Source organism: Paenibacillus sp. JT31N17 (assembly GCF_056269255.1).
This window is the reverse complement of record NZ_JBWDNP010000013.1, coordinates 37,150-58,058: the sequence shown is the minus strand read 5'-3', so window position 1 is coordinate 58,058 and position 20,909 is coordinate 37,150. Positions and strand designations below refer to the sequence as shown.

At 53.5% G+C, this 20,909-nt stretch carries 22 protein-coding genes; 6 read left to right on the top strand and 16 right to left on the bottom strand.

Going from position 1 to position 20,909, the window contains the following annotated elements; genetic code table 11:
• Positions 1–37 precede the first annotated feature (37 nt).
• The 7 genes from AC0YOB_RS28930 to AC0YOB_RS28900 form a co-directional block, all read right to left on the bottom strand.
• Entirely contained in the window at positions 38–784 is a 747-nt protein-coding gene (locus AC0YOB_RS28930; RefSeq protein ID WP_210039870.1) for an ABC transporter permease, read from the bottom strand.
• On the bottom strand, positions 781–1,704 hold the full coding sequence (locus tag AC0YOB_RS28925) for an ABC transporter ATP-binding protein (RefSeq protein ID WP_475795748.1): 924 nt from the start codon (positions 1,702–1,704) through the stop codon (positions 781–783). The genes AC0YOB_RS28930 and AC0YOB_RS28925 overlap by 4 nt, the downstream gene beginning before the upstream one ends.
• An 89-nt stretch (positions 1,705–1,793) precedes the next feature.
• Entirely contained in the window at positions 1,794–2,408 is a 615-nt protein-coding gene (locus AC0YOB_RS28920) for an alpha/beta hydrolase (protein ID WP_475795855.1), read from the bottom strand.
• A gap of 3 nt (positions 2,409–2,411) precedes the next feature.
• Positions 2,412–3,356, bottom strand: coding sequence for a ring-cleaving dioxygenase (locus AC0YOB_RS28915; protein WP_475795747.1), 945 nt, complete (start codon positions 3,354–3,356; stop codon positions 2,412–2,414).
• A gap of 53 nt (positions 3,357–3,409) precedes the next feature.
• On the bottom strand, positions 3,410–4,036 hold the full coding sequence (locus AC0YOB_RS28910) for a nitroreductase family protein (RefSeq protein ID WP_475795746.1): 627 nt from the start codon (positions 4,034–4,036) through the stop codon (positions 3,410–3,412).
• A 36-nt stretch (positions 4,037–4,072) separates the two neighbouring features.
• Complete coding sequence (locus AC0YOB_RS28905; protein WP_475771534.1) at positions 4,073–4,471, bottom strand: DoxX family protein; 399 nt, start codon at positions 4,469–4,471, stop codon at positions 4,073–4,075.
• Positions 4,472–4,564: 93 nt separating this feature from the next.
• Positions 4,565–5,011, bottom strand: coding sequence for a MarR family winged helix-turn-helix transcriptional regulator (locus AC0YOB_RS28900; RefSeq protein WP_475795745.1), 447 nt, complete (start codon positions 5,009–5,011; stop codon positions 4,565–4,567).
• Positions 5,012–5,367: 356 nt separating this feature from the next.
• On the opposite strand from AC0YOB_RS28900, the gene AC0YOB_RS28895 reads away from it, so the two are divergent.
• The 4 genes from AC0YOB_RS28895 to AC0YOB_RS28880 are packed head-to-tail and all read left to right on the top strand — an operon-like array spanning position 5,368 to position 8,934.
• Positions 5,368–6,330, top strand: coding sequence for a metal ABC transporter solute-binding protein, Zn/Mn family (locus tag AC0YOB_RS28895; RefSeq protein ID WP_475795854.1), 963 nt, complete (start codon positions 5,368–5,370; stop codon positions 6,328–6,330).
• A gap of 24 nt (positions 6,331–6,354) precedes the next feature.
• Positions 6,355–7,113 (top strand): metal ABC transporter ATP-binding protein, encoded by a 759-nt coding sequence (locus AC0YOB_RS28890; RefSeq protein WP_210039864.1) that lies wholly within the window; start codon positions 6,355–6,357, stop codon positions 7,111–7,113.
• Between the two features lie 10 nt (positions 7,114–7,123).
• Positions 7,124–8,053: a metal ABC transporter permease gene (locus AC0YOB_RS28885; protein ID WP_475795744.1), complete on the top strand. Its 930-nt coding sequence runs from the start codon at positions 7,124–7,126 to the stop codon at positions 8,051–8,053.
• Positions 8,054–8,055: 2 nt separating this feature from the next.
• The gene (locus AC0YOB_RS28880; RefSeq protein ID WP_475795743.1) at positions 8,056–8,934 is read left to right on the top strand and encodes a metal ABC transporter permease; all 879 of its coding nucleotides are present in this window, start codon (positions 8,056–8,058) and stop codon (positions 8,932–8,934) included.
• A gap of 62 nt (positions 8,935–8,996) precedes the next feature.
• Here AC0YOB_RS28880 and AC0YOB_RS28875 read toward each other — a convergent pair whose 3' ends face one another.
• The 5 genes from AC0YOB_RS28875 to AC0YOB_RS28855 are packed head-to-tail and all read right to left on the bottom strand — an operon-like array spanning position 8,997 to position 14,178.
• Positions 8,997–9,857, bottom strand: coding sequence for an STM4011 family radical SAM protein (locus AC0YOB_RS28875; RefSeq protein WP_475795742.1), 861 nt, complete (start codon positions 9,855–9,857; stop codon positions 8,997–8,999).
• Positions 9,854–11,230: an STM4012 family radical SAM protein gene (locus tag AC0YOB_RS28870; RefSeq protein WP_475795741.1), complete on the bottom strand. Its 1,377-nt coding sequence runs from the start codon at positions 11,228–11,230 to the stop codon at positions 9,854–9,856. The genes AC0YOB_RS28875 and AC0YOB_RS28870 overlap by 4 nt, the downstream gene beginning before the upstream one ends.
• Before the next feature lie 43 nt (positions 11,231–11,273).
• Complete coding sequence (locus AC0YOB_RS28865) at positions 11,274–12,059, bottom strand: STM4013/SEN3800 family hydrolase (protein ID WP_475795740.1); 786 nt, start codon at positions 12,057–12,059, stop codon at positions 11,274–11,276.
• The gene (locus tag AC0YOB_RS28860) at positions 12,056–13,330 is read right to left on the bottom strand and encodes an STM4014 family protein (RefSeq protein ID WP_475795739.1); all 1,275 of its coding nucleotides are present in this window, start codon (positions 13,328–13,330) and stop codon (positions 12,056–12,058) included. Before AC0YOB_RS28860 ends, AC0YOB_RS28865 begins: the two co-directional genes overlap by 4 nt.
• A gap of 2 nt (positions 13,331–13,332) precedes the next feature.
• Positions 13,333–14,178, bottom strand: coding sequence for an STM4015 family protein (locus AC0YOB_RS28855; RefSeq protein ID WP_475795738.1), 846 nt, complete (start codon positions 14,176–14,178; stop codon positions 13,333–13,335).
• Between the two features lie 380 nt (positions 14,179–14,558).
• Between AC0YOB_RS28855 and AC0YOB_RS28850 the strand changes: the two genes are divergently transcribed.
• Positions 14,559–14,861 carry a putative quinol monooxygenase gene (locus tag AC0YOB_RS28850; protein WP_475795737.1) on the top strand — a complete coding sequence of 101 codons (303 nt, stop codon included), beginning with the start codon at positions 14,559–14,561 and terminating at the stop codon, positions 14,859–14,861.
• A 251-nt stretch (positions 14,862–15,112) separates the two neighbouring features.
• Entirely contained in the window at positions 15,113–16,402 is a 1,290-nt protein-coding gene (locus AC0YOB_RS28845) for a beta-propeller fold lactonase family protein (RefSeq protein WP_475795736.1), read from the top strand.
• A gap of 95 nt (positions 16,403–16,497) precedes the next feature.
• Here the strand turns inward: AC0YOB_RS28845 and AC0YOB_RS28840 are convergent, their stop codons facing one another.
• Genes AC0YOB_RS28840 through cysC form a run of 4 tightly spaced genes read right to left on the bottom strand, consistent with a single transcriptional unit; the run spans position 16,498 to position 20,895 of the window.
• On the bottom strand, positions 16,498–17,910 hold the full coding sequence (locus AC0YOB_RS28840) for a sulfatase family protein (protein ID WP_475795735.1): 1,413 nt from the start codon (positions 17,908–17,910) through the stop codon (positions 16,498–16,500).
• A 50-nt stretch (positions 17,911–17,960) separates the two neighbouring features.
• On the bottom strand, positions 17,961–18,851 hold the full coding sequence (locus AC0YOB_RS28835; protein WP_475795734.1) for a helix-turn-helix domain-containing protein: 891 nt from the start codon (positions 18,849–18,851) through the stop codon (positions 17,961–17,963).
• A 60-nt stretch (positions 18,852–18,911) separates the two neighbouring features.
• Complete coding sequence (locus tag AC0YOB_RS28830; RefSeq protein WP_475795733.1) at positions 18,912–20,330, bottom strand: sulfatase family protein; 1,419 nt, start codon at positions 20,328–20,330, stop codon at positions 18,912–18,914.
• A gap of 7 nt (positions 20,331–20,337) precedes the next feature.
• The gene (gene cysC / locus AC0YOB_RS28825) at positions 20,338–20,895 is read right to left on the bottom strand and encodes an adenylyl-sulfate kinase (protein WP_475795732.1); all 558 of its coding nucleotides are present in this window, start codon (positions 20,893–20,895) and stop codon (positions 20,338–20,340) included.
• Positions 20,896–20,909: the final 14 nt, after the last annotated feature.

The following is a 20,909-nucleotide window of genomic DNA, read 5'->3' as shown; positions in this document are numbered from 1 at the left end:
CTGCTTGAAGCTTTTTTCGTGAAAATCATTTCATCCCTTAATTTTCCCATCTAAACAGCAGAAAGGCAAGTATGACCATAACGACGGCAAATCCGCCCATCACGGCAAACTCCATCCCAAAAGCGGACAGACCCTGACCATGCCAGACACCCTGGACCAGCTGGACGAAATAAGTCATGGGGATCCAGTCGCTGATTCGCTGCATGAATGCCGGAAAGATATCCAGAGGCATTGCGATCCCGGACAGGAAGAGCATGGGGAAAAAGAAGACCATCGCGATGCCGCTTGCCGCACCAGGCGTATTGGTAAGTCCCGACAGGGCAAACCCCAGGCTGAAGAAGCCGATGCAGCCAAACAGCAGACAAACCAGCAAGAGCAGCAGGGCGGGCCATGATACGGCTATTCCCCATATAAGCTTAGCAATAATAATGATTTCCAGAGCCCCTGCCACTATCAGGAATACTCCCTGTACGGCATGTGAGGCAAGAACGGCAGGGGCTGCGATTGGACTTACCCGGTACCGCCGGAGAATTCCCTTCTCCCGCTGCATGAGGATGTTGATATTAAGCGTAAAGACGGAGACGGAGAGAACATTCATAGCGCAAAGCGCAGGCACATAAAAATCTATATACCGGCTGCCCTCGGTAAGTCCCGGTTGATTGCCGAACATCGAGCCGAAGATAACCAGCATGAGCACAGGATAGACCAGCACCCAGAAGATCGTCAGCCAATCTCTCAGATACAGCCGAAAATCGAATGAAATCAGTCTCAGCACTGCATTCATACGGACACCTTCTTCCCTTGGTCGGTTAATTGGGTGAAAACCTCATTCATCGAGCCGTCTTCGAGCCTGAGCTCGCTGACGGTCCAGCCCCCATCTGCAGCCAGCTGAAACAGCCCTTTAAGCGTTTGATCCATGTCATTCGAATTCAGCCCGGCATAATCGCCACCCCATTCCAGGCTGACAACGCCCGCCAATGCTTCAAGAGCCTCTTTACTCATTTGATTGGCGGTTTTGAAGCTGATCCGCTTCGTTCCGCCAAGCGTGGCAATCAGTTTTCTGGGGGTATCGACGGCAATCAGACGACCCTGCTTAATAACCGCGACCCGGTCGCACAGCGTCTGCGCTTCCTCCATGTAATGGGTCGTTACCACAATCGTGCGGCCTTCCTCCTTCATCCGGTGAATCATGGCCCACATTTCATTTCTGGCATTGGGATCCAGTCCCATGCTTGGCTCATCGAGAAAGACAATGTCCGGATTATTGATCAGGGCCAGCGCCAGCGATACCCGCTGCTTCCATCCGCCAGACAATGACTTGACCGTCTCGTTCATTTTATCCTCCAGGTTCAGAAACCGGCTGAGCTGCCCCCGATCCATGGGGCTCGGATAGAAGGAAGAGAATAGAGCAAGCACTTCACCTACCCTGGCTTTGTCCGGGATAGAGGTAGACTGCAGCAGAACGCCGATCCGCTGTTTGACCGCCTTGGCCTGCTTTCGCACATCCAGGCCCAGCACGATAATATCCCCGCTGTCGGCTGCACGCAGCCCTTCGATCATTTCAATCAAGGTTGTTTTTCCGGCCCCGTTGGGACCTACAATTCCGAAGACCTCGCCCATGCGGATATGCAATGTCATGTCGTGAACGGCGGGATGAGAACCATATTGTTTGTGAACCTGACGGAGCTCAACAGCGTTTTGCAAGACACCAGCCTCCTAATAAATAAAAAAATCAGATCACTCTGAATTACAGAGTAATCTGATTCGCAATTTAAGTCAAGGTCATTTTACCTTCATTGCTGCCCGAATTTCTCCTTGAACCATGCGGCGGCGGCATCAACCTCGGATGCCGTCAGCTGATGTCCCGCGCGCTCCCAGTGCAGGGTCACCGAAGCGCCCGCCCCGCTCAGGAGCTGCTCCAGCTCTTCCGTTTCGCCTGGAGAACAAAGCGGATCATTGCTGCCCGCTCCTATAAAAACCTGCGTCCCCGCCAAAGCCGGCAATTTGATATCCCTGATAGGAACCATAGGATGGTGGAGAACAGCCCCTTTGAAAGCATCCGCATAATGAAACAGCAGGCTGCCGGCAATATTCGCCCCGTTGGAATAACCGACGGCCACCAGATTGCGGGGGTCCAGCTCGTATTGACTGGTAGACTGATCGAGGAATGCCTTGACCTCCTGCGTCCGGAAAATCAGATCTTCAATATCAAACACGCCTTCCGCCAGACGTTTGAAAAACCTTGGCATCCCATTCTCCAGCACATTCCCCCGCAGACTGAGCACGGATGATTCGGGAGAAATCCGCCTGGCCAGCGGAATCAGATCACGCTCGGTGCCTCCGGTCCCGTGAAAAAGCACCAATGTTGGCGCATCGCGGCGCGTTCCCTGCTCAAAAATATGATGCATCATTTAGTTCACCTCCAACTCTCTCACCTGTATGGGCAGTAAATTCGCTTCGATCTGCGGGCGTTTGGACTCCAGCCATTCCGGCAGCATCAATTGATGGCCCAGGGCGTCGGCCTCTTCATCATTGGCAAAGCCTGGAGGATCGGTTGCGATCTCGAACAGGATGCCCCCGCTCTCGCGGAAGTAAATCGCATTGAAATACTGCCGGTCAATAATGGCGGTTGGCTGGTAGCCATGTTCTGCGACGGCGCTGCGCCACTGCTCGTGCTGGGCAAAGTCAGCCGCACGCCATGCGATATGATGCACGGTTCCCGCACCGCCCGCTCCCCACTCCAGATCACTGCTGTCAATATCCACGACACTGCCGGTATCGCCCGTTGCCCGGAAACGGACATAGCCGGCATCCTCGGCTTCTCTGGCCAAACCAAGCACATGCTCCAGAACCTCCATTGTTTTTGCAGCATTCGTGCTGAACAGAACAGCGCCGCCGAAGCCTTTGATCGCATGATCTGCAGGTATGCCGCCGAAGGACCAGGTGCTTGCGGAGCCCTCGCTGCGTTCGACGAGCTCCAGACGCATCCCTTCATGATCGGTAAACTGAAGAAATGATTCGCCAAACCGGGACGCGTGGGTGACCGGTATTTTGAAGCTGCTCAGACGTGCTTCCCAGAAGCCGAGCGTTCCCTCTGGTACGGCAAATGTCGTAATTCCGACCTGGCCGCCGCCTACACGGCCTTTCCGCGATGCGGGCCATGGGAAGAAAGTAATGATCGTGCCCGGACTTCCCGTCTCATTGCCGAAATACAGATGATATACCTCAGGCGCGTCAAAGTTTATCGTTTTTTTGACCAGTCTCAAACCCAGCACTCCGGCATAGAAATCGACGTTTTCCTGCGGATTGCGGGCAAAGGCGGTAATATGGTGAATTCCGGTTGTTTGCAGTGACATGTGTACCAGCTCCCTGTTTTCGAATTTTTTTAAGTAGGTGAGAAAATGATTCCTTACAGTCTGTCGTAGCTGACAAATTCTCCAAGAGGCTTCCGGTAGCCGCGCGGCCGCTGTCTTGACGTGTCCTCTTTGCCGATCGTCACCATCATGACGGGCACATACCGATCCGGAATTTGCAGAGCATTCTTCAGCATCCCGGGATCAAAGCCGATCATCGGGCAGGTGTCCCACCCTTTGTCCTTAGCGCTCAGCATGAACAGCATGGCCGACAAACTCGCGCTGCGGATGGCTTCATCCCGTCTGAGGGCTTCTCCGCCCGATTCATAGAAGTTCAATACCGAGTTTACCGACATGTCATATTCCTGCTTGTTCATTACGCCCAGATTGAGCAGTCCCTCATTAATATTCCCAATTTCCTGATACGCGTCCATATCGCCCAGCACGATGACAACGGCCGATGCCGATTTGACCTTGTACTGCTTGTTGGCTGCTTCATAGATGCCGCTTACTAACTCCGGTTCACGGACAACAAGATAACGGGTATGCTGCAAATTGAATGCTGATGGAGCAGACTTGACGACATGAAGAATATCCTCGATTTCCTCATTGCCGATTTTCACTTCCGGAATAAACTTCATAGCGGATCTTCTGGCGTTTGCAAGCTCTGTAAATGAATTCATGACCCGTACACTCCTCTAATATGAATAGTATATGAATTAATTGATCCATGCATCAATGGAATAAGGACCGGCGCCGATCAAGGCTAAGGCTACTACAATGGATATCAGGACCAGCGGATACTCATAACCGTTAGCCGTTATCCACAGCCCGTTCTTGATGTGAACCTTGAAGCTCGCACCGAGCATGACAAGAACGATCAGCAATCCGGCAATCGGTGTAAACAGACCCGAAGCCAGAAGCAGTCCGCCGATCAGCTCCATGAGTCCGGCCAACACCGCCATCAAGACACCCGGCTTGATACCGATTGACTCCATCCAGCCTCCCGTTCCTTTCGGACCGTATCCGCCAAACCAGCCAAACAATTTTTGGGTTCCGTGGCCAACAAACAACAATCCGACAACCAAACGTACCAATAATAAACCAAGTGCAGTCATTATAAACAGCCTCCAATATAGTTTTAATTTAATTATCTTTATTTAAAGATATTAGCCAAAAAAAAAAAAAAAAAATTTGATCCTTACGCCTTTTTATTCCGAAGCGCCTTTGCCCAGCTTCTTGATGATTTCAATTGTTTCCTGCTTCTCTTCAAGGGATAATGCATGCATAACGGAATGAATGGTATCCGCATGCTTGGGAAAAATACGGTCGAACAGCTTATGGCCCGCTTCCGTAATTTCGGCAAATATCACTCTTCGGTCCGTCTCGCACGGAACGCGTCTGAGCAGCGCCTTCTTCTCCAGCTTGTCGATGTTGTACGTGATGCTGCCGCTGGTAACAAGAATCTTCTCCCCGATCTGCTGCAGCGGAATTCTCCCTTTGGTATACAGCACTTCGAGAATGGTAAATTCCGAAGGAGAAAGACCCTGCTGCTTCATATCCTTCACCGCCCTGTCCATAACAGCCTTGTAGGCCTTGGACAGAACAACGAACAATTTCAGCGATGCCTGATGCTCCTCATCCAGCTTCTTTGTCATCTCACCTCACCCCCTCGATATCTTTTAATTAATTATCTTGAATTAAAGATATATGATTTTAAGCTATCTGTCAACAAAATTTTTAAACAGAATTGTCGCAAACAAAAAGAATTATGATTTTTGCACCCGTACAAATTTTTGTTGTACAGGCAATTAATTTGGTATAGGATAATATTATAGAGAAAAGGAAACAAACCAGTCCGCCATTTTTTTTGGATTAAAAGTTGCATAAGGTAAAGTTATTTGCCAGCAAGAAAGAAGATTGCTTTCCCGCACACCCTTCCCGCTTCCTATCCGCCAGCATCGAAGAAACTCATCACAAAAATACCAAAGGAGTCTGAATGATGAAGAAATGGATGAATCCAAGATTAAAACGGGCGCTGCAGCGGCTCATACTCACGATGCTGGCTTTGTTCACAATCGCTGTCATTTCCGCTTGCGGCGGCAGCGATCCGGCGGCGACTTCAGCATCCGGAGAGAAAGGGGCTTTGAAAGTGACGACCACCATCGGCATGATTGCCGATATTGTCAGACAGGTAGGCGGTGAGCATGTCCAGGTCACAGGGCTTATGAAATCCGGTGTCGACCCGCATCTGTACAAAGCCTCCCAGGGGGATATCAACAAGCTGGATAAAGCAGATATCGTCTTCTACAACGGCCTGCATCTGGAAGGGAAAATGACCGAAATTCTGGAGAAAATGGCCAAGAAACGAACGATTGTCGCTGTTTCGGACGGTATTGACCGCGCAAGGCTAAGAGGCGGCAATCAGACCGGAACAGAGTTCGATCCCCATATCTGGTTTGATGTCAGGCATTGGATGGAGGCCACGGAAGCCGTCCGGGATACCTTGATCAAATATGACGGCGGGCACGAAGCGGCATACCGCGCCAATGCCGACGCGTATCTCAGCCAACTGGAACAGCTTCATCAGGAGACAGCCGAGAAGATCAGCTCCATTCCGGAGGAAAGCCGCGTGCTTGTTACGGCACATGACGCATTCGGCTATTTTGGGGATGCGTACAACATTAAGGTGATGGGGCTTCAGGGCATCAGCACCGCTTCAGAGCCCGGGACGAAGGATGTGACCGATCTGCGCGATTATTTGGTGGCGAACAAAATCAAGGCTGTGTTCATTGAATCCAGCGTTTCCCGCAAAGCAATCGACGCCGTTATTGAAGGAGCCCGTCAAAAAGGACATCTCATTCATAATGGAGGCCAATTGTTCTCTGATGCAATGGGAGAGGAAGGCACTGCGGAAGGCACCTATATCGGCATGGTCCGCCACAATGTGGAAACCATTGTAAATGCGCTCAAATAAATATTGTAGAGGAGATTTGCCATTATGCATCTCATGCCATTGACTATCCATAACATGTCCGTCGCATATCAGAAAAAGCCTGTCCTCAGAAGCATTTCCTTTGAAGTGACCGAAGGAAGCCTGATTGGTATCGTTGGCCCCAACGGAGCGGGCAAATCCACCCTGATCAAAGCGGCGCTGGGCCTGATCCCCCGTCTCAGCGGTGATGTGGCCATCTATGGAAAGCCCTATTCCGAGCAGCGGAGACTGGTGGGCTATGTCCCTCAGAGAGGTTCGGTAGACTGGGATTTTCCAACTAACGCGCTGGATGTGGTCATGATGGGACGTTACGGGCATCTGGGCTGGTTCAGACGTCCCGGAAAAGCCGAGCGGCAGCTGGCTATGGAATGTCTGGCCAAGGTCGATATGACCGATTATGCCGGCAGGCAGATCAGCCAGCTCTCAGGCGGGCAGCAGCAGCGTGTCTTCCTGGCCCGCGCGCTGGCGCAGGACGCCAGGCTGTACGTCATGGATGAGCCGTTCGTGGGGGTGGATGCAGCCACCGAGCAAGCCATCATTACGCTGCTGAATGAGCTCAAGAACCAGGGCAAGACCGTCCTTGTCGTCCATCATGATCTGGCAACCGTCAAGGAATATTTTGATTCGGTCATGCTTTTGAATGAACAGATCATCGCTTACGGTCCGGTCGAGGAAACGTTCACAGCCGACAAGCTGCAGGAAACCTACGGCGGAAGATTAACCATGCTTAAACAGAACGACGAGCCAGCACTTATGCTGAACTGAGGTGAATGAGATGCTGGATTGGTTTAATATATTTCTCGATCCCAATACCCAATGGATTCTCTTCGGCTGTATGCTGCTTGGACTGGGAAGCGGCGTCATCGGCAGTTTCGCCTATTTGCGCAAGCAGGCGCTGATGGGCGACGCCTTGTCTCATGCGGCGCTTCCCGGCGTTTGCATCGCTTTTATGCTAAGCGGATCGAAGTCCATCCTGTTCTTCCTGATCGGTGCCGCAGCCGCCGGCGTTTTGGCTACCTTCGGCATCAGCTATATTACCCGCCACACCCGGATAAAACAGGATGCGGCTCTCGCCATCGTGCTCTCCGTGTTTTTCGGCTTCGGAATCGTACTGCTTACAAGAATCCAGCACAGCGGGAGCGGCAACCAGAGCGGACTCGATACTTTCCTGTTCGGCCAGGCCGCATCCATGATGCAATCCGATGTCATTACCATGACCGTGATCTCCTTCGCATTGATCGGGATCTGCTCGCTCCTGTTCAAGGAGTTCAAGCTGATGAGCTTCGATCCCGATTTTGCCCGGGGACTTGGCTACCCCGTCGCCTGGCTTGACCAGTTCCTGATGCTGCTTATTGTAGTCGCAGTGGTGGTCGGTATTCAGGCGGTGGGCGTCGTGCTGATGGCAGCCCTGCTCATTACCCCTGCCGTCTCCGCCAGGTATTGGACCGAGCGCCTTGGTATTATGGTCATCCTCGCCGGTCTGTTCGGCGCATTCAGCGGCCTGGCTGGCACCTTCGTCAGCGCCAATGTCAACCAGCTGCCAACCGGTCCTTTAGTTGTTCTTGCAGCCACTTTATTATTCGTCGTTTCGCTATTGGCGGCTCCCCGCAGGGGCATTATATCCAAGCTGCTGGTATTTGTTGCTGTACGGGGTAAAGTAAGACGCGAGGATGCCGCTCTCAGGCTGGAAGGGAGGAACAAATAACGATGAGCACCTTTTGGATTCTGCTCACCGGCATGCTCGTAGCCAGCACCTGCGGCATTGTTGGCTGCTTTCTCGTACTCAGGCGGATGGCCATGATTGGAGACGCCATCAGCCACTCCGTTCTTCCGGGTATCGTCATCGCCTTTCTGGTCAGCGGATCGCGGGATTCCTTATTTATGCTGCTTGGCGCTGCGGCGCTTGGCCTGATCACCGTTTTCCTGATTCAATTGTTTCAGCAAAGCGGTGTGCAGTCCGACGCTTCCATCGGGGTCGTGTTCACCGCCCTCTTCGCAGTCGGAGTCGTTCTCGTCAGCATGTATACCAGCAGGATCGATCTTGATCTGGACTGTGTCCTGTACGGCGAAATCGCCTATGTTCCCTGGAACACCATCGAAATAGGGGGCATCAATATCGGTCCCAAAGCGGTGTGGGGCGTTGGATTTGCGCTTCTCCTGACCGTCATTGTCATTGCTGCCTTCTACAAGCAGTTTAAAATCTGTTCCTTCGATCCCACGATGGCAGCGGCTGTAGGCATTCCCGTCGCCTTATTCCATTATCTGCTGATGGGTCTTGTATCTGTCAGCACGGTAGCTTCCTTCGAAAGCGTAGGTGTCATCCTGGTCGTCGGCATGCTGGTCATTCCTCCCGCGAGCGCTTACCTGCTGACCGATAAACTGGGCAAAATGATCGTGTACAGCGTACTGATCGGCTGCGTCAGCTCCGTTACCGGTTATTATGCGGCGGTTCTATTGGATGCCTCCATTGCCGGTTGCATGATCTGCAGTGCGGGAGTGCTGTTCCTGATCGCCCTGCTGTTCTCTCCCCGACACGGCGTAATCGCCCGAAGAATCAGACAGAAACGCTCCATCGCTTCATATTAGAATGGAAACAGGAAGCTTTCCTGCCTTGCGGCGGGGAGCTTCCTGTTTTCCACACTATTTCGCTAAGGACGGCTTACGGCAATCCGTTCCAGGATGCTCTCGCCGTACAGCCGGTCCAGCTTTAACTCCGGCATATGGATATAGCCGATGTAGCAATCGCAGCAGGACATTTTGCAGGTCCTCTGCTTCGACAGTCCTTCCAGTCCGTCGCGGTAGAGATGCCCGATGACCTGACGGTCCTTATAGCAGCGTTTCACCAGTCCCGCACCCTGCACATAAAAGACATCATACCCCGCATTGCAGGCTCTGCCCGCACTCTCATAATCCACGGCATTCCGCTGAAAATGCGGATCGATTTCGGTGAGGAAAGCGATATCCGTCTCCGAATAATAATCCGGCTTGTCCTTGAACGCATTCACCCACAGGTAGGTGTCGGATGGAATGGCGAGGCGCAGCGACGAAATCTCCGCAAAGGCGCTCTTCACCCCTACCGTGCCGATGCTGTGCGGTATACCGCGCTTGCGAAGCTGCCCGGACTGCTGGACAAACCGGATCTGCGCGGTTTGTCCGGGATGATAAGTGGCCCATAAGGCCGCCTTCTGCGGATTGAGCGATTCCGTCCAATCCAGCTTCGCGGACAGATTCGTCTGAATGGCTACCTTGTCGACATGCTCCATATACGACAGCTCAATCATCGCCCGATGGTACCAGCTGTGGGTGAGAGCTTCGCCATAAGGATTAAAAAACACTGACAGCCGGTGTCCATTTCCCCTCTGATTCCCCACCCATTCCACAAACTCCTGCACCTGACGGCGGTCCTTGGCAAGGGTGAGCGCATTATCCTTATTTTTGCTGAACGGGCAATAAGGGCAGTCATAATTGCAGGAGGTCAGGCTGCCCCGAAAATACAGCGTCGCCTTCATGCCAGAACAAATCCTTCCATCCGCTGGCGCACCTCCGGTGAGATCAGCCAGTCTCCGATGGCGTCGGAGTAGGCCAGGCCCTCATCCGTCAGCTGCAGGATGCCATCCTGCAGCTGACCCAATCCGCTATCCAGCAGCAGCTGCAGCTCGGGATGGTCATCCAGCACTTCACTTCCGAACCGCTGCGCATAATCCGCAACCGGCAAGCCCTCCGCATGCAGAATCGCCTTTAACAGGAAACGGCGCTTCTGCTCGGATTCAATGAGTACAAATCCGTAATTGGCCGTATCATACCGCTCTGCAGCTACATAATCGGCGATAATACTCGCTGTCGCACTGCGGCTGACGCCGTACCGCGAGGCATAGTGAACGCTCCGTGTGTATGAGCGGGCGCCGCAGCCGAGTCCGACCATACCTTCTTCCTGGCAGCCGTAAGGCAGCAGCGATTTGCCGGCAAGCGCGCCGCTGCGGGCAAATCTGCGCATGGAATACTGCGTATAGCCTTCGGCAAGCAGGCGGCTGCGCGCCGCTTCATAATAAGCCAGACGGTTATCGGCGCCGCTTTGCCTGATCTGCTCCGGCTTCACGATGGTATGCTCCCGCGTGTAGAGCGGATAAACAAAGATCTCTTCCGGATTATATGAAATCGCGCGGCCCAGTGAATACATCCAGGAATCGAGCGTTTGCCCCGGCAACCCATAGATGAGGTCAAGATTAAGAATCGGAAACGCAAACTGCTTCAGCAGCTCTGCGGCCCGCCCGGCTTCCTCCGGCATCTGCGGCCTGTAGATCGCGGCAGCCTCAGATTCCACGAAGCTTTGAATTCCCATGCTGACCCGGTCAACCCGGTTTTCCTTCAGGATATGCAGCCTCTCCTCCGTCACCGTCTCGGGAGAGGCTTCAACCGAAATCGACGCCTGAGACGAATCGAGGCCCATCGTATCCCCGGCGATCGCGAACAGGCGCATCAGCAGCGCGGGCGCAAGCAGCGTAGGCGTTCCGCCGCCAATGGCAAATCTTGCGAACGGCTTATGCTTCACAAGCGGTGCCCACTGCCTTGCCTGACGCTCCAGCGCGTCCACATACTGCTCATGCGCCGATTGGCGTTTATCCGGCAGCGTGAACAAATTGCAAAAACCGCAGCGCGCGCCGCAGAACGGGATATGCATATAGAGGAAAAACGTCTCCGCCGGTTCGTCCTTCCACATTCCGGACAGCGGAATCGGCCGTTCCAGCTCGCTGTAAGCTGTCTTGTGGGGATAGGAATACAAATAAGAGCGGTACGGCGAAGCGGTCAGCTCCTCCTTCCATTTGCGGACATTGCCCGGATCGCCAGCCGCAGCCGCGCCGTTAGCAGAAAGATCGTATGTCATCCGGTGGTCACAACCTTTCTCTATATATAAGCTCAATCCGCTGCTAGAGCAAAAATTCGCGGTAGGGCACATTCCATACCACCTCATGCGCGAGCCTGTGCCCTTCGTAGCCATCCTCGCCGTAGGCGGTGCCGTGGTCCGAGAAAGCCAGGCAGAACACGGGACGCTGATGTGCGCGCATGGCCTCGAACAATCTTCCAAGCTGTCCATCCACATAACGCAATGCCGCCCGCTGCGTGTCAACGGAGTCCTTCCTCGCCCCAGGCACAAAATAATGATTGGGACCATGAATGGCGGAAACATTCATAAACAGGAACAGCCGCTCCTCCGGCGAAGACCGGTCAAGCAGCTTTAACGCATGATTTACCTGGTGCTCCGTCGATCGGGAATTGGTCACCCCGAACGTCATCCGCCAGTAGCTTTCCTGAAAATACCCGGGGAGAACGCGCGCCAGCGGCACCTTCTTGGAGAAGAAAATAACGCCGCCGATGCATATCGTCCGGTAATCCTCCGCCTGCAGGCCGGAGACAACATCCGGCGCGTCAAACAACCAGGTATGGGGATGCGTCTTGAATCCCGTATGCCTGGAATGAAACAAGCGGATATGTTCCGATTTGTCGGTTGTAGCCGGAGTAGGCAGAAATCCGCCGAAAAAGGCATGATGCGCCGCGTACGTAAAGCTTCCCGGCGTATGGCGCTTCTCCCATGATCCGCTGCCGCATAGATTCGGACAGTTCGCTTCCTCCAGAACAGCGGCGTCATAGCGAAGCGTATCCAATGTGATCATCAGGATGTCATGACTCCCGACAATGCGGTTCATATCGGTCAAATCTGTACCACCCCGCTGCGGGCACGCGCCGCCTTGCCGGAGTTGTCAGCTATTAGCGGAGAAAACGACGCCTCCAGATGCCTCATTTCCCATTCATAAGGATCGACGCCCTGATAGAGAACATTATAGAGCAGATCCCCGAAAGGATTGACATCGACAACATGCGGCTTCATCGAACCGCTGCCGATTACCACATCAACGCCGGCGACGCTTGACCCGGAGAAAGCGGCGAGCGCGGACTCCGCGCATTCTCTGACCGCCGCGAGCGTCGCTTCGGATAAACCCATATCTTCCGGCGACATGCGCTTGCTGCGCAAATGCAGATTCGTAATCGGCGTGCGGCTCACCCGGGCTACACAGTGACAAGCAGCACCTCCGACAACCAGCTGCCTCAAATCAAAGGTGCTGTCGCCATAAGCGGCCTTGGCTACCCACTGCTCAATATGAGCACCGTGACTGAGCAGCCAGTTCACAATAAGCCGGATCGTTGCCGTGTCCGTATAGCGCCGCAGCTTGAGCGCATTATAAAATTGCGGCGGACGGGATATAAAGTGATCGACGCCTATCGTCGTAATCGCCAGCTCCTCGCCGGTAGACGGATTGATCTGGTACGCGATAATGCCGCAGGCTCCCGACCCCGAAGCAAGCTTCACAAATACCCGGTGCATCCGCTTGCGGCACATCGTCTCGTGCAGAGCCCCATAATCAGGGATTGCCTCCGGTATTTCCAGCAGACGCGGCACAGATACGCCCGCCGCGGATAATAGGCGATGAGTATGCCGCTTGTCGAACATGCCGGCAATATCTGCCGGTGCGTTGGTCCATTGAACGTCCGGGCAGATTTGCCCGACTTCCGTTTCCAGCTTGGCCAGCAGGCGTGTAAACCCGCGAAACCACTGGGAGGGATGATAGAGCCGTCCTCTTTGCTCCTTCAGCGCCAGGGCTGATTTTTGAGATAAGGGATGCGGATCGCTTCTCCCCTGTACTGGGAGCAGCCGGTCATCCGCATACTCCGCGGCATCGGGCGCGCCCAGGGCAATCAACTGGCGCTCGACCTCGAAGTCCTCGCCCGGCGCGTCAATTCGTACAACCGGTGGCTTTTGCGAATGGGCGCGGGCTTCCTTGAAAGCTTCCTCCAGCCGCTTCGTTCCGCGCAGCAGATCCAAATACGGCACCAGCACTGCGGGCGCCAGATGAAGCCTTCTTCTGGCCTCCTGCAGAGAGGACGTCCGGCGGTTGCCAGGGTTCCCGATCAGTATCATCGGCCGCATCGTTATTCCGTCAAGGCCGGATAACGATAATCTTCATCATCATCCAGATCCTGCTGTTCGCTTGTATCGACATTCAACCCCGTCTGTACCCAGCGCTGCAGCATTCCGTCACTCATATAATGATAGCTCAGATCAAGCTTCTGCAGCTTCTTCACTTTTTCGCTGTTAATGAGCGCCTCCGCGCCTGCGTCCGTGAGCGTCCCCATCGACAGATCAAGGGTATGAAGCTGGTCCAGAATAGGCGCACCGGCAACCGCAAGGGCGATTTCGTTCTGAATTTCGCTATTTTTCAGGCCCAGATACGTAAGGTTCGGAAACCGTCCTGCCTCAATAAGCGGCAGAACATCCTCCAGCCCCCCGTCAAAGCCGTAATCCTCCACGCCCAAATACAGCTCCAGCTTGTTCAGCAATGGCAAATGGCTGTCCTTAATGCTGTTCAGCACATTTTTGCCCAAGCCGCCGCAAATAATAATCAGCTCTTCAAGCTTCCCATGGCGGGCGGGATCAAGCTCAAGTTCTGTACTTCCCTTGATGGTAAGGGAGGTCAGCTCCGGATAAGCGTCCAGCACGGGAGCTATATTGGACTGCATAATCCAGGATACTTCGCATTCCTCAAAGCCCATATCGCCGATAAACAGCCGGCGCAAGGCGGGAAAACGGTCCTTGAGACGGACCAGCGTTTCAACGATTCCGCTGGAATCATTCTCGTACGCTCCGCCCCAATCTCCGATAATGAGGCTGGTCAGCCCCTGACTCTCCGGACTGTCCGCGAGCTTTTCAATCCATTCTTCGACTTTTTGGCCAGCCTCATACTGGTCGTAATCAATGCTAAGCTTAACTTCAGACATGCAGGTTCCTCCTGAGAGTTTATTAGTGAGATCCTCCGGGGCACTTCAAGCGAGCTGCAAACTCGCGCAGCAAGCATAAACTTGCGTTCGTTGAAGCTTCCTGGAAATTCTTTACTGATGCTCGCTTCTAAAGCTGAAAACTCCCTTATTAAGGTGAAAAATATGTACGGTCTTTTTGATTTTAACTCAAAATATTATGTCTTGTCCGTTTTACAGGTCAGATTGCAAAAAACTACTTGTTATTCACCATAATCGCTAACTTTGAAACCGATTGCGAAAGTAAATTTTCAGCAAATATGTGTCAGGCTTCACTGACTGAATATGTCAGCCAAGATGGGTTATTATGAATGTGGACACATAATCGAAGGGAATGATCGGAAATGAACCAATACGGGTTATATGGCAAATTTACTGCACAGGCGGGCAAGCGCGATGAGCTTGCGAAAATACTGCTGGAAGCGGCATCTCAGATGGATGTGATCGAGGATTGCCTGCTGTATGTCATCAATGTTACGGAGAACGAGCCGGAAACGATATGGGTCACGGAGGTCTGGACGGATGCGGCTGCCCATCAGGCCTCGCTGTTAGGCGAAGAGGCTCAGACGCTGATCGCGCAGGCAAGGCCTTTAATTGCAGGAATTGAGCAGATTCAATTGCAGACGCTGGGTGGCAAGGGTGTCTGACTCACCTCGCTCGCGAAACCGGGGAATGCAAGCCGTTAGTCATTGACTGTGCCCTCATTGCATGACAAGGCCGGTTCAGCAGCTTGCTTATGCTTGTATATGCTCGTGCTGCTGTTTCGGGATAGCCGGCGCTGAATGGGCCATGGCAATTGGCCAAAAAAAACAACAGCCGTTCAGCACACGTACAGTTACCCGCTGTTCATTTCACATATGATGTCTTATATCAAATGTGAAAAGCAGGGTGATACAAAATGAGTGTGTATGATACAGGGCCAATCGATAACCGGGCATTCCCTCGCACGAGCCGGCTTGCTGTCTGGCTGTCTAACGGAGGACGGGATCCCGCTATTGCTTCGATCCAGGCTTATACAGTGACTCCCGCCACATCCGGATTTCATTCAACCACATTCTATACCTTATATCTGGTATCGTTGTCCCCGTTAGGATCGGATGGCAGCGTGTTTCTGCTTGATCATATATTTGCCGATCTTGACGTTTACGGAGTGAGGGTTATTACAAGCGGCCTGGGCGGCAGCAATATTTCAGTGACAATCTCGGAAATAGACGGCGGCGGACAAGTGGTTGAGAAGCATATTTTAAGAGGTGAAGATTCAATTATCGGCACCCTCCTTTTTGCTTACAATGCCAATATCGATCAAGATACTGTAACGGTCGTTAGTACGGAAAACAATACAATCGCATCCACCATCGCCTTGCCTGCCGGAAGCAGTCCAATTGGAGTTGCGGTTACGCCGGACGGTACTCGCGTGTATATCGCGAATTTCGGCAACTCTACGGTTTCGGTCATCAGCACAGCAAACAACAGTGTAGTTACAACGATTCCTACGCCTCCCGGAAGCCAGCCAACATCAATTGCAATTACTCCCGACAGCTTCCGCGCTTATGTGACCGACTTTCAGGGATCGGTCATTGTACTGGATACGGTTACGAATACCGTTCAAACTACGATACCAATTTCTCCGGTCAGCAGTCCACTCGGAATCGCGATCACCCCTGACGGTACACGCGCATATGTCGCCAATGTCGGCAGCAACACGATTTCAGTGATAGATACGCTAACCAATGCCGTCATTGCCACAATTCCTGCCGGAATTCTCCCGGACGCCGTTGCGATTACTCCTGATGGCACTCGCGCTTACGTCACGAATCAGGGTGACGATACGGTTTCGGTCATTGATACCGGCAGCAATATAATTATAACAACGGTTCCATTGCCGGCGGGCTCCATTCCATTTGGCGTTACGATATCTCCTGACGGTTCCAGAGCCTACGTTGCCAGCAATGTCAATAACAGCGTTACCGTCATCAATGTGGCAACGAATACGGTATTGATCGATATACCAACACCCGGCAGACCGGTATCCGTTGCGATTACTCCCGACGGCGTATTTGCGTATGTCTCCTCCCAGGTTAATAACGGGATCACGGTTATTGAGACGGCAAGCAACACGGTCGTAGCGAGCCTCCCTGCGGGAAGCTCGCCAAGATCGATTGCTGTGACACCGATCCTGCTGATGTAGTAATACAGGGAACAGGGTATATAGCGTATACCCGTTAGAAACAACAAATCCCGCAGCCTATGCGGGATCACACATTTATCATTCAGATTCCGGTTCTATCTGGACGCAAGCTTCGCCCCATCCAGCAGCTGATGCGACATCCATTCATTGTTAATGACGGGATCGCCGTCCAGGGCCAGCTGCTCATACAGCTTGGTCCGCAATTTTTTGATAATCGGGGCGGATTCCGGCTGCGCGATCAAATTCACCAGTTCCCCGGGATCGGCCGTAAGATCGTAACACTCATCCACATCCGTCAAATTCCAAATGTATTTCCAGGTCCGCGTACGGATCATTCGTTGGGTGTACAACCCGAACTGCTGGCCGTTATAAGAGGCGACAATGGAGTCTCTCCAGTCAGCAGCTTCCGGTCCGCCCGTCAGGAGCGGCTTCAAGGATCGGCCCTGCAGCTGCGGGGAATTCTTCGTCGCAAGCTCCAGCAAATCAATAAGCGTCGGCGCCATATCCAGCAGGTTGTAGACAAACCGGCTGTCTACCCGGCCAGTCTGATCCTTGCCGGGCAGCCGGATGGCGAGGGGGACGCGGACGACATCGTCATAGAGAATATAATGCTTATCCATCATTCCGTGCGAACCGCACATGTCGCCATGGTCAGCGGTAAAAATAACAAGCGTATCGGCAGACGCATCAAGCGCGTCCAGCTCAGTCAATATTTTGCCAATCGCTTCATCGAGCTGGCTGATAATTCCGTAATACCTGGCCACAATAGGCGCCCAATCGGCCCAGGTATAATCCTCGACTCCCCAGTTCAGCAGCTGCTGCCTTTGAATGTAGGGCTTCCCCTGGAAGGTCTCCCGGAATCCCGCCCACTCCGGTATCGCAGCAGGATCGTACATTTCCGCAAACTTCCCCGAAGGACGGCATGGCAGATGCGGCTCGGGAAAATGAACAGCCAAATGCCAGGGCTTGCCTTCCGATTCCAGCTGTCTGAGCGTGCTGACCGCCCGATCCGCCATCCAGTGAGTCTGCGAATCCCCGAGCGGAACCGGACTTGCTTCGCCAAAATATCCGTTCTTAAATTCAATGTCCGGATACCGCTGCTTCCGGAAGACCTGGTAATCCGCCTCGCTTACATATGAATCGTAGCCGAAGGCTGTTGCATCATGCTCCGGATTCACACCCCACTTGCCGATATAAGCGGACCGGTAGCCATTATCCGAGAGCAGTCGGGACCAGGTGAAATGCTCCGGCTGAAGAGAGCCCACAGGAAGAAAAGCATTATAGTTCCATAAGGAGCCGAAGGTCTCCGGCCTTCTTCCATGCAGCAGGGACTGCCTGGCCGGACAGCACAGCGGCACATGCGAATAGGCTTGGTCGAATACGGTGCTTTGCGCGGCAAAACGGTCAAGATGGGGGGTTCGTACAGGATATTGGCCGCTATAGCCGACACAATCATGACGAAGCTGATCTGCCGTAATTAACAGCACGTTAGGCGAACGCTTTTGCATAGGAGATGCGTCAGCTCCTCTCTCTCCAGAAATACTCTTACGGCCTGGGATTACTCGATCTCCACACCTGTCCGGTATTGGCTGGGCGAGCAGCCCACATGCCGGAGAAACAACCGGTTGAAGAACGATTGATCCTCATAGCCCACCGTAGTCGCCACATTGATGACCTTGTCGTCCGTCTCCAGCAGCAGGTGCTTGGCGCGCTCCATGCGGATCTCGTGCAGCACATCGAATACGCTGCGGTTGAACTCCTCGCGCATCAGCCGGTTCAACTGCCGCGTGCTTACATTGAATAAGACGGACAAGGACTGAAGCGTGATTTTTTTCTCGAAGCTCCGCTCCAGATAGCCGTAAATCCGGCGTGCGGTCATCTCCCGCTCCAGCTGACGGGGAGAAGGGTGAACCCGCTGCTGCTGCATCATCGCGTAATAGCGGGAGAGCAGCACAAGCAGCTCGATCATTTGCAGCCGGATCAGCGTCTTATAGCCGGGTACGCGGCTGTCCAGCTCACGGATCATGCTGTCCAGGAGCTGCTGAACGGAGTCCGCATCCTGCCCGTGCAGATTAAGCCGGTGATTGAACCTCACGTCATGCTTCAGAAACGGGTGAACGTAGAAATAGTCCATCGAGCCTGTAATTTCAAGCTCGCTGAGCAGCGCATCGGAGATAAAGGACGGCATAAACAAGCAGTTGATAATATCAATCTGCTCGCTGGCCTCGACATAATAGGCGTGGGTTTCACCGGGATTAATAATAAACACATCCCCCGCATGAACCTCATACGGGGAACCCTGGAAGATATGCATGCCCTTGCCCCGAACGACATAGACCAGCTCGACGAACTCGTGCCCATGCTCGGAGATCGAGCCCTGTACAGTCCGGGTAATCCAGAACGGAAATTCATCCTTCATATAATTGTTTCTGCTCAGAATATCCTGCATGCCTCTATTCACCCTTTGCAAAAGACTCCGATTGTACGGTCGTGCGGGAAAAACTAGCCGTCAGCCGCGGTGAAGCACCGCGTTGTCGAAACGCTCCCGCTGCGGGTTCTGGTACCATTCCTCCCAGGTCAACGACGCCGAACCGAGAATCTGCTCGATTCTTCTCCGGAAGGGCAGTCCTGCTTCCTGAAGCTGTCGCTGCATGGGGTCCGCTCTTCCTGCCAGCTTGCGCTCCACCCATTCATTCAGCCGGGTTTCCAAACGCTCCGCAACGTCCGGCAGCCTCTCTGCAAGATTGACCGTTTCCGCAGGATCATCGGTCAAATCGAATAATTCTCTCGGCGGACGTGTGAACGGCCCAGAGTCATAGGTGCGGATGAACTTGTAGCGGTCCGTTCGAATCGCCCTTGCCGCCTGCCAGGCACATTCGCTCAACAGCAGCGCATCGTTCGTGCCTTCTGCTTCGCCGCTGATCGATGGCCATAAGCTGCGCCCGTCGAGACCCGCGGGATTCTTAAGCTTCGCCTGGTCAATTCCGGATACAGCCTCCATGCGCGCGGCATCCAGAATAGTCGGCAGCAGATCGACCTGCTGCACAAGCCCCGGAACCCTCCGGCCGGCGGGAATTCTTCCCGGCCAACGGATAATCATCGGGACATGGACGGTCGGCTCATACAAGCCGCAGTGGTCCCAGTAGATGTCGTGCTCCGTCAGGCTTTCACCATGATCGCCAAACAGAATGATCATGGTCTCCTCTTGGATCCCGAGCCTTTCAAGATGATCATCCAGCTCCTTCAACCGGTCATCCAGATAGCGGATTTCCGCATCATAAAGCGCATCGTAATAATCACTGTCCGTAACCTCGCCGACCAGATCATAATGGTGATGCTTGAAGAAAGGGTAAGCTGGATGATTATACGCGCCTTCCATGCTTTTGTTTCGTGGATCGAACGGGTCCCTGCCAGGCTCGTAGAACTCCGGAATGTAGGAATCCGGCGGCAGGTAAGGCGTATGCGCATCCCAATAATGCAGGAACAGGAAGAAGTTCTCTTCCCTGTGCTGCCCGATCCAGGGCATCGCCAATTCATTGACCGTGCGTCCGTCAATCCAGCGGTTGCCCCCGACGCTGTTCATATAATACCGGTAGCCGCGGGCAAACCACTCCTTCAGCTGGTACAAATTGTCCACAGCCGCTGTTGTGAAGCCGGCGGAGCGCAGCATGGAAGGCAGCCATTCGGTTGACTTGGGCAAATGCGTCAGCTCCGAGCCGTGAGATACAACGCCTGTGGTCAGACCGATTTTGCCGGTAAAAATCCCAGTATGCGCGACCTCGGTCGGAATATCCGCCGCATAAGCTTTTTCGAACAGGACTCCCTCACGGGCTATCCGGTCCAGATGCGGGCTTGTGGCTTTATGGTAGCCATAACAGCCGAGACGCGAGGCGCGAAGCGTATCCAGCGAGATCATAATTATTTTCATCGTGCTTCTAATCCCTCCGAGAAGTTGACTTCTCCAGTGGTGCGGCATGGCCGAGCCATGCAAGAATCGTATCTCCATTTTGCTCCAGCGTCGCAGTGGATGTGCATAGTGTGATGTCCGGATTGCTTGGCTCGTCATAGGAATCGGAGATGCCCGTGAATTGGGCAATCGCTCCGCTTCTCGCTTTGGCGTACAAGCCTTTGACATCTCTCATCTCGCATACATGAAGGGGACATTTCACATAAATCTCAACATAACCTGGCAGCTGCGCCCTGGCGTGCTCCCTCATCTCCGTGTAAGGCGTGATGGCGGATACCAGCACATCCACCCCGTTTCGCGAGAGCAGCCTGGCGAGATACGTAACCCGTTTAATGTTCTCGAAGCGCTCTTCGCGGCTGAAGCCGAGTCCTTTGCATATCGTATCGCGCAGCTCGTCGCCATCGAGCAGTTCAACGCGCCGTCCCTGCTTCCGCAGCTTCTCTTCCAAGAATTTGGCCGTTGTTGTCTTGCCGGCTCCGGATAGACCGGTAAACCATAATACCGAGCCATGCCCGTTATTATTCATATCCATTTCCCTCC